The organism is Ruegeria sp. AP12 (genome assembly GCF_056540025.1).
Genome location: NZ_JBQFVZ010000001.1, coordinates 900,366 through 913,849 on the forward strand (window position 1 = coordinate 900,366; position 13,484 = coordinate 913,849).

Below are 13,484 nucleotides of genomic sequence, written 5' to 3' on the forward strand. Positions count from 1 at the left end.
GAAAGCCATGAGCGGCGAGAACGATCTGATAAAGCTCTATTCCGGACGCATTCTGGCGCTCGCGGCGGATATTCCGCATCTGGATCGGCTGGATAACCCCGATGCGACGGTCAAAAAACGGTCCCCGCTATGCGGTTCGACCGTGACCGTTGACGTGAAGGTACAGGATGGCCGAGTCGCCGCTTTCGGGCAGGACGTGAAAGCCTGCGCTTTGGGTCAGGCATCGGCTTCGGTTGTAGGAGACGCGGTATTGGGTGCCACGCGGGCGCAGATCGAAACCGCTCGGGATCAACTGGCTGCGATGCTGAAAAAAGACGGGCCGGTCCCCGACGCGCCTTTTGACGGGTTAGAGGTGCTGATACCCGCGCGGGACTATAAGAACCGCCACGCCTCGATCCTTTTGTGTCTTGACGCCACCGCCGAAGCAATTGCGCAAGCTGAACAGGCCAACTGCGCCTGATCATAGCGTTTTGCGGCAATCCCGTCTAACGTCAGTCACAATTTGGCGGAGAGATGGGTGTGAACAATTTACTCGAACATTTCGTGACATTGTGGGTCGTGATTGACCCCATCGGGACGATTCCTGTGTTCATTGCCGTAACCGCCGGGCTTGAGGCTGCCGCGCGACGGCGCACCGCTGTTCTGGCCGCCTTGATCAGCGCCGGCGTTTTGCTGTTTTTCCTGGTGTTCGGCCAGTTGCTGATCGAGGCGCTGGATATCGGCCTGAATTCATTTCAGGTGGCCGGCGGGATCATCCTGTTCCTTTTCGCGCTGACCATGATCTTTGGCGAAAGCAAGCAGGACATGGAACAACGCGCCGCCGAGGATAATAAGGACGACAAAACCCACACGCATAACCCGGCCATCTTTCCGCTTGCCGTGCCGTCCCTCGCCTCACCGGGCGCGATGCTGGCGATTGTGATCCTGACCGACAACAACCGTTACAGCGCGGCAGATCAGGGCATTACCGCGCTGGTCATGCTGTCGGTTCTGGTGATTGCCTTTGTCCTGATGTTGCTGGCCGAGCCGATCATTCGCCTGATCGGACATTCCGGTGCTGCGATTATCAGCCGGGTGATGGGAATGATTCTGGCCTCGGTCGCAGTCAATTCGGTGCTGTCGGCGATGTTGGAAATCATGAAAACCGGCCAGCTATAAAAAAACCGCCGCACCTTCCGGGCGGAAAGGGCGGCGGCAGGCAATGCGTTTCTCGTCTGGGGTCCGGGACACCGCGCGGGGCCGAGGCATGGCCCCTTCAAGGGGTTTGGGACAGGCAGGTCACCCTTGATCGTATTGGGGATGACAGGCGCGGTTTGATCGGCACGAGAGCGCAGGCAGAAAGGCTTAGAATCCAATCGGAAGGTGAAGGGCAACCATCAGCATAACGACCAAGGAAGCCACACCCACCGCATCCTGCAGGATGGTCGGTTGCGAGCGGGTAAAGACTGTCTTGATCTGGGTCAGCATGGGTCACCTCCGGTCAGGGATTTAATCCTTTGTTGACCTTTTGTTCTCATATTTTGCCGAGTCGGTAAAGAACTTTTTGAGAACATTTGTGAACTTTAAGGGATTTATAATCTAACCCACTGAAATCAAACGGATCGCCTGATCCTGTTTCATAAGCCACAGTAGAACACGCGCGGCTTTGCCCCGGTCCGAGGTCAGTTTCGGGTCCGCATTCAACAACGCGCGGGCATCGGATTGCGCAACCGCCATCAACCCGGCCTGCCGCTCCAGATCGGCAATGCGGAATTTCGGCAACCCGGATTGCGCCGTGCCGATCAGATCGCCCGCGCCGCGCATCTGCAAATCCGTTTCCGAGATGCGAAAGCCGTCCTCGGTCTCGCGCAGCACTTCCAGCCGCTTGCGCCCGCCTTCGCTGAGCGGCGCTTGATACATCAGCAAACAGGTCGAATCCGCGTCGCCCCGACCAACGCGACCGCGCAGCTGGTGTAGTTGCGCCAGACCAAAGATCTCGGCCCGTTCAATCACCATGATCGTAGCGTTGGGCACGTTCACACCAACCTCAATGACCGTCGTGGCCACCAGAACCTTGGTGTCCCCGTTCTGAAACGCTGTCATGGCCGCGTCTTTTTCGGCGGGCGGCATCTGACCATGCACCAGCCCAACGATGCCTTCGCCCAACACCGCCCGCAGACGCTTGAACCGTTCTTCGGCCGCGGTCAGACCCGACACCTCAGATTCGTCGACCAAGGGACACACCCAATAGCACTGTCGCCCCTCATCAATCGCGCGACGCAGATGGGCGACGACCTCATCCATGCGCCCAGTGCTGACAATCGCGGTTTTGATCGGCTTTCGCCCGGGCGGCTTTTCGTCCAGAACTGAAACATCCATGTCGCCATATTGCGCCAGCGCCAGGCTGCGGGGGATCGGTGTCGCCGTCATCACCAAGACATCGGCGCCCTGCCCTTTCTCAGACAATTCCATCCGTTGACGCACTCCGAACCGGTGCTGTTCGTCAACGATGGCGAGCCGAAGGTTTCTGAATGCCACGTCGCTTTGGAATACTGCATGGGTACCGACAAGAATCTGAATATCGCCACGCGCCAAAGCCTCAAGCTTGGCGCGACGCGCGGACCCCTTGTCGCGTCCGGTCAGGATTTCCAGAACAACTCCGGCCTCTTCGGACAAGGGGCGCAGGCCTTCCAGATGTTGACGGGCCAGAATCTCGGTCGGGGCCATCATCACGCCCTGCCCGCCAGCCTCAACCGCGATCAGAAGCGCCATGAACGCGACCAGTGTCTTCCCCGCCCCCACATCGCCCTGCAGCAACCGGTTCATCCGCAAGTCCGAGGCCATATCGGCCGAGATTTCTTCAATCGCGCGGGTTTGCGCCCCGGTCGGCCGATACGGCAGGCTGCGCAGAACTCTGGACTGCAACGCCCCGGTGCTGACACTGGAGATCCCCCGCGCCTTGCGTTCGATCTGCCGCGCCAAAGCCAGGGTCAACTGATGCGCCAACAGCTCATCATAGGCCAAACGTTCCCGGGCCGGAGAGAACGCGGCCACATCATCAGCGCCCTGCGGATGATGGGCGGCGTGAACCGCATCATGCCAGCTTGTCCATTTTTTCTGAGCCAATTGAGCCGGATCAATCCATTCGGCCAATTCAGGCGCGCGGGCCAACGCATTGCGCGCGGCCTTGTAGGCCATTTTTTGCGTCACCCCTTGCGTCAGGTGATAGACCGGTTCGAATTCGGGAATGTCCCGGGCCTGCTCAACCGGCAGCATGTGATCGGGATGCACCATCTGCGCCATCCCGTCGAACAGCTCCAACTTGCCCGAGATCACCCGGCGCGATCCCTGCGGCAGCACCTTCTTCAGGTATTCGCCCCGCGCGTGAAAGAACACGAGTTGAAAATCGGCCTGACTGTCCTCGACATGAATTCGATAGGCCCCGCCTTTGTTTCGGGGCGGACGGTGCGGGCCAACAGTCACCTCAACCGTCAGAGTTGTCGGCAGATCAGCCCCTTGGATCGTGTCACGCCTGCGCCGGTCAACCACGGCATATGGCAGCCCAAACAGCACATCGCGCGGGCTTTCGATCCCGCTTTGCATCATGGCCTGTGCGGTTTTGGGGCCGACACCCTCCAGCGTTTCCAACCCGGCAAACAGCGGGAAAAGTTGTTCGGGCCGTCCGCTCATGCGCCGTCGATCAGCTGCAGCCAGCCATCCTCATCCAGCGTTTCGATGCCCAGTTCTGCGGCTTTCTTGGCCTTGGATCCTGCCCCGGGCCCGGCCACCAACAGATCGGTTTTTTTGCTGACCGAGCCTGAGACTTTGGCACCCAAAGCCTCAGCCCTCGCCTTGGCCTCGGCGCGGGTCATCTTTTCCAGCGTTCCGGTGAAGACGACCGTCTTGCCTGCAACCGGGCTGTCCGATGCAGGGGCGTCGGGTGATATGATCGTCAAATGCCGGATCAGGTCATCGAAAGCGCGGCGCTCATCCGAATTGGCAAAGGCATCCGACAGGGACAGGCCCAGCGTTGCGCCGATGCCGTCGATGCCAATCAAATCGGACCAGGCCGTGGCAGCGGCCTCGGGTACATCCGAAGTTGCGATTGCAGCGTCGCGTGCTTCTTTCACGCGGGCCCGACGGTTTTCTTCGGTGGCGGCGATGCGCTCGGCCTCTTCGGCCTGATCGGCGCGTCGCTGCGCCAGTGCGCCCGGGCGGGCCATGTCAATCGCCTGCGCCATAGCCTCCCAAGTCAGGTAGTGTAGCGCCAAGTCGCGCGCGCCAACCTCTCCGACATGGCGAATGCCAAGGGCGAACAGCAAGCGCCCCAGTTCGATGGTTCGTTTTTCGTCAATGGCGTCGAACAGGTTCCTGGCCGACGTCTCACCCCATCCATCCCGGTTCTTGAGCCAAGCCAGATTGCCTGCGTCGCGCGCCTGCAGCGTGAAAATATCTGCCGGAGTGTTGATCGGCAGAACCTCATCGCCATGAAACATCTCAATCTGTTTGGCCCCCAGGCCTTCGATGTCGAACGCTTTCCGGGATACGAAGTGTTTCAGTTTTTCAACCGCTTGCGCAGGACAAATCAACCCGCCGGTACAGCGCCGGACGGCATCACCATCTTCGCGGATGGCGGCACTGTCGCATTCGGGGCATTCTTGCGGGAAAGCGTACGCGATACTGTCTGCCGGGCGTTTGGTCAGATCGACATCGGCCACTTTGGGGATCACGTCCCCGGCGCGATAGACCTGAACCCAATCGCCGACCCGGATGTCCTTGCCGTCGCGGATCGTCCCGCCTTTGGCGTCCCGACCCGCAATATAATCCTCATTATGTAAGGTGGCGTTCGACACGACGACGCCGCCCACTGTCACCGGATGCAGGCGCGCCACGGGGCTGAGGGCGCCGGTGCGCCCGACCTGAATGTCGATCGCTTCCAACCGGGTCCAGGCCAGTTCGGCGGGGAATTTATGGGCGATGGCCCAGCGAGGCGTCGTGGACCGGAACCCCAACCGCGCTTGCAGCGCCAAATCGTTCACTTTGTAGACGACCCCATCGATGTCATATCCAAGGGTTGCACGCTGCGCTTCAATATCGCGGTAATGCGCGAGCATATCTTCTGTCGTATCACAAAGACGCGTCAACGCATTGGTCGAAAACCCAAAATCCTTCAGCCGTTCAATTGCGCCCATCTGAGTATCTGCCAGCGGCTCTGACACCTCGCCCCAGGCATAGGCAAAGAACCGTAGCGGGCGCGCTCGGGTGATTTCCGCATCCAGTTGTCGCAAGGACCCGGCGGCCGCGTTTCTGGGGTTGGCGAATGTCTTCCCTCCGCTCTCCGTCTGGCGCTGATTGAGCGCATCGAAATCCGCGTGGGACATATAGACCTCGCCCCGAACCTCGAGCACGGCTGGCGCGTCTTTGATCTTTTGCGGGATGTCCGAAACCGTGCGGGCGTTTGCGGTGACATTCTCGCCCACCTCTCCATCGCCACGCGTTGCGGCCTGAACCAATTCACCGTCCTCATAACGCAAGGACAGTGACAAACCGTCGATCTTGGGTTCCGCCGTAAAGGCCAGCGGCGCGCCTGCGGCCAACCCGAGGTATTTTCGGATCGACCGGTCGAAATCGCCTACGTCCTCGTCATCAAAGGCATTTCCCAATGACATCATGCGCATCGCATGGGTGACCTTGGAGAAACCGTCTGCGGCCCGGGCGCCGACCTGTTCGCTGGGGCTGTCGGCGCGTTTCAGGTGCGGGAATTGCGCCTCGATCTCGGCATTGCGGCGTTTCAGCGAATCGTATTCGGCGTCCGAAATCTCGGGCGCATCTTCGGCGTGATACAACCGGTTGGCTCGCAAAAGCGCTTTAGCCAAACGCTGCAGCTCGGCGCGGGCTTGGTCTTCGGTCATGTCTGCGGGTGTAATGGAGTTGCTCATGGCCTCGCCCTGTCACGTCTTCTTGGACATCAGTGATAGGGCGAGGCCATGGCCAGGTCCAGACGTGCTGATCCGTGAGTGCGGGTGCCGCCCTGGACCACCGGCGGCACAGGTGTTCTTGTGTCAGGCGCCGACGGCCATACGGGTCTCGTCCACCGTGTTGCTTTGCGGGTCGCGCAGAACGTAGCCACGGCCCCAAACGGTTTCGATATAATTGTCGCCGCCGGTTGCGTTGCTGAGTTTCTTGCGCAGCTTACAGATGAAAACGTCGATGATTTTCAGTTCGGGTTCGTCCATGCCGCCATAGAGATGATTCAGAAACATCTCTTTCGTCAGAGTCGTCCCCTTGCGCAGGCTCAACAGCTCCAGCATCTGGTATTCCTTGCCGGTCAGATGAACCGTCTTGCAATCCACCTCGACCGTTTTTGCATCCAGGTTGACGGCAACGCGACCTGTATGGATCACCGATTGCGAATGCCCTTTGGACCGGCGGATGATCGCGTGAATACGTGCCACCAGTTCTTCGCGGTGGAACGGTTTCGTCAGGTAATCGTCGGCCCCGAAGCCAAACCCTTTGATTTTGCTTTCGGTGTCATCGGCACCCGACAGGATCAGAATCGGCGTCTCCACCCGCGCGATCCGCAATTGACGTAGAACTTCGTGCCCATTCATGTCCGGCAGGTTCAGGTCCAGCAAAATAAGGTCGTAATCATAGAGTTTTGCCAGATCGATCCCCTCTTCCCCCAGATCCGTCGCATACACGTTCAGGTTCGCATGCGTCAGCATCAGTTCGATGCTTTTGGACGTGGTCGGATCATCCTCGACAAGAAGTATTCTCATTTCACTGCTCCAATTCGGGTCAAATATTCCAATTAAAATTAAACCTGACCAAGAATGGTTAATCTGACGTTACCGTTGAATCATTTATTCACTTTCGCCTTTAGGTTGTCGATATTTTTTTAAGGCGGTGACTTTCAGCGCCTCAACACCGTGCTCGGCAACTGCTGCGACCCAGGTGTTGAACTCTTCATCGCTGATGCCATAGCGCTTCTTGGCCTCTGACAGCGTAATCAGCCCATAAAGCACCCCGCGTACGACAACGATCTTGCGCGAAGCCACCCAGCGCCGCGTGTCCGAAGGCGGAAGATCGGCGCGGGACAAAATCGTTCCATCCGGCAGGGTTACGGACCGTGGTCCTTCAACTTTGTGCAAATACATCTTTCAACCCTTTTCCTGCTGCATCAAAGCTGGCACCAGCCTACTTAATGCCGGGTGAAACCGCCCCTTGAGAGTGTCTAGAATTTTCCTATATTCTGCCGGTCTTTCTTAACCCGGACTGGAATCGCCATGGCCCTCGCTGCCGAGACCCAACTCAATTCGCTTGGCTTTGCCAAACCGCCCTCGGAAACGCGGGTGGTTGTGGCCATGTCTGGTGGCGTCGACAGCTCCGTCGTGGCAGCCTATCTGGCCGATCAGGGGTATGACGTGGTGGGAGTGACCTTGCAGCTGTACGACCACGGCGCGGCGCTGGCCAAGAAAGGTGCATGCTGTGCAGGGATCGACATCCACGACGCGCGCCGCGTGGCCGAGGAACGTGGCTTTCCGCATTACGTTCTGGATTACGAGAACATCTTCAAGGACGCGGTGATCGACGAATTCGCCGACAGCTATCTGGCCGGCGCGACACCGGTGCCCTGTATCCGCTGCAATGAACGGGTGAAATTCAAGGATCTGCTGGAAACCGCCAAGGATCTGGAAGCTGATTGCATGGCCACCGGTCACTATATTCAGCGCAAGATGGGCGCGAACGGCCCGGAATTGCACAGTGCCGAGGATGCAAACCGCGACCAGTCCTACTTCCTGTTCTCGACCACGCCCGAACAACTGGATTACCTGCGCTTCCCGCTGGGCCACCTGCCCTCCAAAGACGCAACGCGCGAAATGGCGGCGCAATATGGGCTGGCAGTGGCCGACAAGCCCGACAGTCAGGACATCTGTTTCGTGCCCAACGGCAACTATGCCAGCGTGATCGAGAAGCTGCGCCCTGGTGCTGCGGAACCGGGTGAGATTGTGCACGCCGATGGCCGTGTTCTGGCGCAGCATGACGGGGTGATTCACTACACCATTGGTCAGCGGCGCGGTCTTGGCATCGGTGGGCTGAGCGAGCCACTTTATGTCGTCAAGCTGGACGTGGATAAGAAACAGGTTGTTGTCGGCCCAAAAGAGATGCTGGCCACCCGCACCGTTCCCGTGCGCGAGATCAACTGGCTGGGCGATGAACCCTTCACCTCACGCAGTGAATGGCACTTGTCGGTCAAAGTTCGCTCGACCCGCCCCCCGCGTGAGGCGATCATCCGCCCCCTGTCGGACACCACGGCTGAGGTCGAGTTGCTGACACCCGAACAAGGTATCTCTCCGGGTCAGGCCTGCGTGTTCTATGCCAATGAAGGCAGCCGCATCTTTGGCGGCGGCTGGATCTGGCGCGGGTATTAAGCCGAGACCGGCTCGACCTCGGGTTCGATCTGGATTTGCAGCGCATCGTTGAACCGGTTGAACGCGCCGCACAGCGCGATGCGCCAGGTCAGTTCGACGATCTGCGCATCGCTGAACCATTCCCGCAGGTCCGCAATCTCGGCATCGCGCATCCGGCCTGAACGGGTTGTCACCGCCTGAGCGTAGAGCACGACCGCCTTGTCGCAGGCGTCCAGTTCGGGGTGATCTTCAACATCGGGCAACCGCGCCGCGCCTTCGGGGCTAAGCCCGGCAACCGTCAGCAATGGCGCGTGATGCGACACGCAATAGTCGCAGGCATTCAGCTTGGACACTGTCACCATCGCCAGTTCCAGCGCCCGGCGCGGCAGAGTTTCCTGCGCGCGCAATGCGGTCAGCATACCGCTCACGTGTTCCAACACCGGCGGGCAATGGGCCGCCACCCGCGCCCAGTTGTCGAACGGGCCGTATGCACCCAGCTCGGTATGGGCCGCGCGGGCCTGCGGGGTCATCTGATCGTCGGTCAATGGGGGAATGCGGGTCATCTGCGATCTCCTTTGGCCGCAGGGTATTGCAGGGCCAGATCGCCGCGACAACAGCGCGGCGATCACAACGCCGAGACGGCGGATCAAAGCACGTCGGTCGGCGAATTGAGCAGGATGTAAAGGCCGACACAGACCATGATATACGGCGCGATCCGATCCAGACGCGCAACACGAGGCCCAAGGTTCTGTGCGTAAGGCGCCCCCCACGCAGCGACCGAGGCCAACAGAACCGCGGCGCAAATCGCTCCGATCAGGGCGACCAGCCGGAAAACCGGGGCCGAATCCGCCAGCAGTGACGTCATCACTGCGAAACTGTCCACTGACAGGCTTAGAAACAGGGTCACAACCGAAGTCACCGCCCCTTTGGGTCCATCCGCCTGTCGCTCGGCCCCCGAAAACTGCTGCCAGATACCGCGAAGCCCCAAGGCCAAGGGGATCAGCCCCAGATACCCGATCCAGCCCGGAAGGCCGCTTTGACTGACACCGATGGCCACCGCGAAAGCCAGCGACAGCACAATCGCCTGCGCCATGGCGAACCCTGCCACGGCCCGCTTGTGATCCATGACCAGCATCAGCCCCAGCAGCACCGCCAGATTATCGAGATTGGTCGACACCATCGCGATCCCGGCGGACACCGCAAAGAGCAGGTATTCACCCATCTGCGGCCGTCATGCGCTGCAAAACCGATCTGGCCGCCCGCAGACCCGGCGCTTCGCCGCCACGGCCCAGACGCTCCATGGTGATCTCCATGGCCTGCCGCTGGGCATCCGGTGCATCCGACACCTGCGTCAACGCAATGGCGATCTTGCCCGGTTGGCAGTCATCCAACAGACATTCGGGAACGGCCCGGGTTTCCGACACCAGATTGACCAGAGTCACGGTGTCCAGTTGCACCATGCGTTTGGCGATCAGGGTCGTTAGCCAGTTCAGGTTGTAGGCAATCACCATAGGCGTTGCCTGCGCCGCCAGTTCCAGCGAGACCGTCCCCGACGCAGCCAGCGACAGATCAGCCGCCGCGAAGGCCGCTCGTTTCTGGGCCACTGCCTGATCCGAGGGCACATTTCTTGGGTCGATTACAACTGGCGATCCGGGCCAGTCGCGCAGATGCTCGGCCACTGTATCGACCATATGGGCCACGGCGGGCACCACGACGCGCGTGTCTGGTCGGGTTTTGAGATACTGCCGCAGCGCCTTCCCAAAGACGGGGGCAAGGCGATCCACCTCGCCCCGGCGTGAACCCGGCAAGGCCAGAAGAATGGGCGCATCGCCCAGATCATAGGCGGCCCGGAAATCGTGGATATCCGCCTCGGTCGCAATTGGTTCGCTGGCGACCGGATGGCCGACAAAGTCGCACTCCATCCCCGCGCGTTCCATATAAGGCGGCTCGAATGGCAGCAGGGCCAGAACGTGATCGATCACCTTGGCCATCTTGTCCGCCCGCCCCGGACGCCAGGCCCAAACGCTGGGAGCCACGTAATGCACGGTGCGAATGTCGCTGGCCGCCTTCACCAGTTTTGCCACACGCAGCGAGAAATCGGGGCTGTCGATAGTGATCAGCACATCGGGCTGCGTGTCCAGCACCGCTTGCGCAGTCTCGGCGATCCGGCGTTTGAGGTGGAAGAACTTGGGCAGGACCTCGACCAGCCCAATGACGCTCAGTTCGGCCATCGGGAAGCGGCTTTCCAACCCTTGCGCCTGCATCAGGGGCCCGCCTACCCCATCGAATTCGATTTCGGGGACAAGGGTCCGTAGTCCCTCCATCAGCGCGCCGCCCAACCGGTCGCCCGAAGGTTCCCCGGCGACCAGAAAAACACGCATCAGGAGGCCCGCTCGCGCACGTAAAGGAACAGCCCCAGACGGTCGCATTCGGCAATCACGCGTTCGCGTTGCAGCACCAGAACGCCGCCCTTTTCGATGACGATCCCCGCAAGGCCCGCAGCCACCGCGCCGGACACGGTATCGGGTCCGATCGCAGGCAAATCGGCCCGACGATCCTGATCGGGTTTGGGGCCTTTGAACAACACACCGCCGCCAGCATCGGGCCGCTGAGTCAGAGATTGCAGCATCCAGGCGGTGCCAAAGATGCTTTCGACGGCCAGCACCTGCCGTTGCGAAACCGCACAAGCCTGTCCGATATCAGCGTTGCCCATTGCGCGCAGAACAGTTGCGGCGCGCTCAGCGTCAGCCAGATCAGCCTCGGACGGTTGCGCTTCGGTCAGGCAACCAAGCGGAGGCAGCAAATCGGGCGCAATGTCATGCGCGGCTTGAACGGTCAGGCCAGCATCCTCGAAGATGCCGATCACCGCCCGCAAGGCACCATCGTCGCCAGACATGATTGCCTGCTGCAGGATCGGCACCAAAGGCAGCGTCGCCGCATCGATGCGCGCGGGATCCACCTTGGGCCGCCGAACTGCGCCTGCCATGCAAATTTGGGTCACGCCGCGCGATTTGAGGTCGGCGATGAAACTGCCCAATTGTTCCAGCGGAAACACCAGATCGGGTGTCAGGTTATCGGGCTCGAACCCCTCCATTGCACAGATCAAAGGCCGCTCTGCCAGCGCAGACGCAACCTCCTCCGGTAAAACACCCGTTCCCGCAATCAATGCCAGCATGGGGTTACTTCCTTGGGGTCAGGAACGACCGGTCCGTGTCACCTGTCACAAAGTCGACAATACGGCGCACATATTCGCTTTCGGTATCTTCACCCGCGCGCCGGGCGCGCTCCTGAAAGGTGCCCTCGCCGCCCGACAATTCGCGGAACGCCGCCCGCAAAGCCGAGATATCAGCGCGCGACACGCCGCGACGCTTGAGGCCCACCAGGTTCAGACCATCCAACTCACCGCGCGGTGCCTGTACCAGCCCGTAGGGAATCACGTCGTTGGGCACCATGGTCAGCGCGCCGATAATGGCACCGCGACCCACACGTACCCATTGGTGCAGGCCCGAGATTCCGCCCACAATCACGTCATCCTCGATGATGCAATGACCTGCCGCACCGGCGTGGTTTACCATGATCACGCGATTGCCGATCTGAACGTCATGAGCCACGTGAACACCGGCCATCAGCAAGCAGTCATCGCCAATGCGGGTCACACCGCCGCCGCCTTCGGTGCCGGTGTTGATGGTCACATGTTCGCGGATCCGATTGCGCTGACCGATTTCCAGCCGCGTGTTCTCACCGCCGAACTTCAGGTCCTGCGGGATCTCACCGATGACCGAGAAATTGAAGATCACCGTGTCGTCGCCAACCGACGTTTCGCCGGTGACAACCACATGTGACTTCAGCTCGACCCGGTCCCCCAATCGGACCTGCGCCCCGACATAGCAGAACGGCCCAACGACGCAGTCCTGCCCGATCTGGGCGCCTTCTTCGATGATTGCACTGGGGTGAATGCCGCTCATGTTGTCTTTTCCATGTCCCAGTCAACATAGGCCGAAAACTCAGCTTCGGCGGCAACCTCGCCTTCAACGGTTGCCCGACCGCTGAACTTGAACAGTTTGCCGCCCTTCTTGCCACGGATCGTCTCGACATGCATTTCCAGCACGTCACCCGGAACAACCTTGCGACGGAATTTGCACTTGTCGATGCTCATGAAATAGATCAGCAGTTCGGTGTCGATCACATCCATGCCAACACCCAGCATAACACCGGCGGTCTGAGCCATCGCCTCGACAATGGTCACGCCGGGCATGATCGGGGTTCCGGGGAAATGGCCCTGGAAATGCGGCTCGTTCATGGTGACATTCTTGATGCCACGGGCCGAGTGGTAATCGGTGATATCGACCACCTTATCGACCAGCAGAAACGGATAGCGGTGCGGCAAAATCCGCTGGATCAGCTGAATGTCAGCGCTTTTGGTTTCCGTGGTCATAATTCAAATGTCCCGTTTTGCATTCTCAGTTTCAGCGTGGTTAGCAATACAGGCCCGCAAGGGCAAGCAAACCTATTCGCCTGTCCCGTCCTGCAAGCCGGTTCCATCACCGATTGCAGCATCGATACGCTCAATCGCGGCGCTGGTAATGTCCGAAGTGTCCGAACTGAGCAGCACGCTGGAGCGTTCGAGGATGATGGACGCCCCGTTTTCACGCATAAGATCGATCAGAACCGGGCGCGCCAATTCGTAGAACCTTTGGCGGCTTTCTTCGCTGATGCGGCCCAGAGCATCCAGTTTGGCGCGCTGACCCTCGCGATGCGATTGCACTTTGCGATCAAATGCCTCGGCCAGAGGACGGAAGTCTTCGGGCGCCAATTCAGCACGTTTCTCGGTCAGGTTCTTTTCTTCGGTGCTTAGCTCGGCAACGATCCGTTCGTTTTCCTCGGACAGCAGCGTGCCTTCCTGCTCGATCTCGCGCAGCACCCGCTGGCCAAATTCGGATTCGGTGAACAAGCGATCACTTGAGACTGTCAGCACAACGGTCTGCGTGACGCCCAATTGCTGCGACACCGCTGGTGTCACGCCAAACAGAGCCAGAAAAATACACAGGGCCCCCAAAGGGCCCTGAATGAGACGTTTGCAAATCCACCGCATCG

General features: G+C 60.1%; 15 protein-coding genes. 3 read left to right on the forward strand and 12 right to left on the reverse strand.

The window, feature by feature from the left end:
* The first annotated feature begins 7 nt into the window (after positions 1-7).
* Together ACR0E6_RS04550 and ACR0E6_RS04555 are read left to right on the forward strand one after the other, a co-directional pair.
* A complete protein-coding gene (locus tag ACR0E6_RS04550; RefSeq protein WP_170450762.1) occupies positions 8-460 on the forward strand; it encodes an iron-sulfur cluster assembly scaffold protein in 453 nt (150 codons plus the stop codon).
* 59 nt (positions 461-519) lie between these two features.
* A complete protein-coding gene (locus ACR0E6_RS04555; RefSeq protein ID WP_480581224.1) occupies positions 520-1,158 on the forward strand; it encodes a MarC family protein in 639 nt (212 codons plus the stop codon).
* Between the two features lie 186 nt (positions 1,159-1,344).
* On the opposite strand, the gene ACR0E6_RS04560 is transcribed toward ACR0E6_RS04555, so the two are convergent.
* The 5 genes from ACR0E6_RS04560 to sciP all read right to left on the reverse strand — a co-directional run bounded on the left by ACR0E6_RS04560 (position 1,345) and on the right by sciP (position 7,136).
* The gene (locus ACR0E6_RS04560; RefSeq protein ID WP_480581227.1) at positions 1,345-1,467 is read right to left on the reverse strand and encodes a hypothetical protein; all 123 of its coding nucleotides are present in this window, start codon (positions 1,465-1,467) and stop codon (positions 1,345-1,347) included.
* Positions 1,468-1,578: 111 nt separating this feature from the next.
* Positions 1,579-3,669 carry an ATP-dependent DNA helicase RecG gene (gene recG / locus ACR0E6_RS04565; protein WP_480581229.1) on the reverse strand — a complete coding sequence of 697 codons (2,091 nt, stop codon included), beginning with the start codon at positions 3,667-3,669 and terminating at the stop codon, positions 1,579-1,581.
* Entirely contained in the window at positions 3,666-5,918 is a 2,253-nt protein-coding gene (ligA, locus tag ACR0E6_RS04570) for an NAD-dependent DNA ligase LigA (RefSeq protein ID WP_480581232.1), read from the reverse strand. Before ligA ends, recG begins: the two co-directional genes overlap by 4 nt.
* A gap of 123 nt (positions 5,919-6,041) precedes the next feature.
* Positions 6,042-6,758, reverse strand: a complete 717-nt coding sequence (gene ctrA, locus ACR0E6_RS04575; protein WP_480581235.1) for a response regulator transcription factor CtrA — start codon at positions 6,756-6,758, stop codon at positions 6,042-6,044.
* 84 nt (positions 6,759-6,842) lie between these two features.
* On the reverse strand, positions 6,843-7,136 hold the full coding sequence (gene sciP / locus ACR0E6_RS04580; RefSeq protein WP_170450771.1) for a CtrA inhibitor SciP: 294 nt from the start codon (positions 7,134-7,136) through the stop codon (positions 6,843-6,845).
* Positions 7,137-7,265: 129 nt separating this feature from the next.
* On the opposite strand from sciP, the gene mnmA reads away from it, so the two are divergent.
* Positions 7,266-8,411, forward strand: a complete 1,146-nt coding sequence (mnmA, locus tag ACR0E6_RS04585) for a tRNA 2-thiouridine(34) synthase MnmA (RefSeq protein ID WP_480581239.1) — start codon at positions 7,266-7,268, stop codon at positions 8,409-8,411.
* On the opposite strand, the gene ACR0E6_RS04590 is transcribed toward mnmA, so the two are convergent.
* The 7 genes from ACR0E6_RS04590 to ACR0E6_RS04620 all read right to left on the reverse strand — a co-directional run bounded on the left by ACR0E6_RS04590 (position 8,408) and on the right by ACR0E6_RS04620 (position 13,482).
* The gene (locus tag ACR0E6_RS04590; protein WP_170621786.1) at positions 8,408-8,953 is read right to left on the reverse strand and encodes a carboxymuconolactone decarboxylase family protein; all 546 of its coding nucleotides are present in this window, start codon (positions 8,951-8,953) and stop codon (positions 8,408-8,410) included. The two genes, mnmA and ACR0E6_RS04590, sit on opposite strands and share 4 nt — an antisense overlap.
* An 83-nt stretch (positions 8,954-9,036) precedes the next feature.
* The gene (locus ACR0E6_RS04595; RefSeq protein ID WP_480581242.1) at positions 9,037-9,612 is read right to left on the reverse strand and encodes a hypothetical protein; all 576 of its coding nucleotides are present in this window, start codon (positions 9,610-9,612) and stop codon (positions 9,037-9,039) included.
* A complete protein-coding gene (lpxB, locus tag ACR0E6_RS04600; RefSeq protein WP_480581245.1) occupies positions 9,605-10,771 on the reverse strand; it encodes a lipid-A-disaccharide synthase in 1,167 nt (388 codons plus the stop codon). The genes ACR0E6_RS04595 and lpxB overlap by 8 nt, the downstream gene beginning before the upstream one ends.
* The gene (locus ACR0E6_RS04605; protein ID WP_480581247.1) at positions 10,771-11,565 is read right to left on the reverse strand and encodes an LpxI family protein; all 795 of its coding nucleotides are present in this window, start codon (positions 11,563-11,565) and stop codon (positions 10,771-10,773) included. The genes lpxB and ACR0E6_RS04605 overlap by 1 nt, the downstream gene beginning before the upstream one ends.
* Positions 11,566-11,569: 4 nt before the next feature.
* Positions 11,570-12,355, reverse strand: a complete 786-nt coding sequence (gene lpxA, locus ACR0E6_RS04610) for an acyl-ACP--UDP-N-acetylglucosamine O-acyltransferase (protein ID WP_170518503.1) — start codon at positions 12,353-12,355, stop codon at positions 11,570-11,572.
* Positions 12,352-12,825 (reverse strand): 3-hydroxyacyl-ACP dehydratase FabZ, encoded by a 474-nt coding sequence (fabZ, locus tag ACR0E6_RS04615; protein ID WP_170450786.1) that lies wholly within the window; start codon positions 12,823-12,825, stop codon positions 12,352-12,354. The genes lpxA and fabZ overlap by 4 nt, the downstream gene beginning before the upstream one ends.
* 72 nt (positions 12,826-12,897) lie before the next feature.
* Positions 12,898-13,482: an OmpH/Skp family outer membrane protein gene (locus ACR0E6_RS04620; RefSeq protein ID WP_480581250.1), complete on the reverse strand. Its 585-nt coding sequence runs from the start codon at positions 13,480-13,482 to the stop codon at positions 12,898-12,900.
* Between the last annotated feature and the right edge of the window lie 2 nt (positions 13,483-13,484).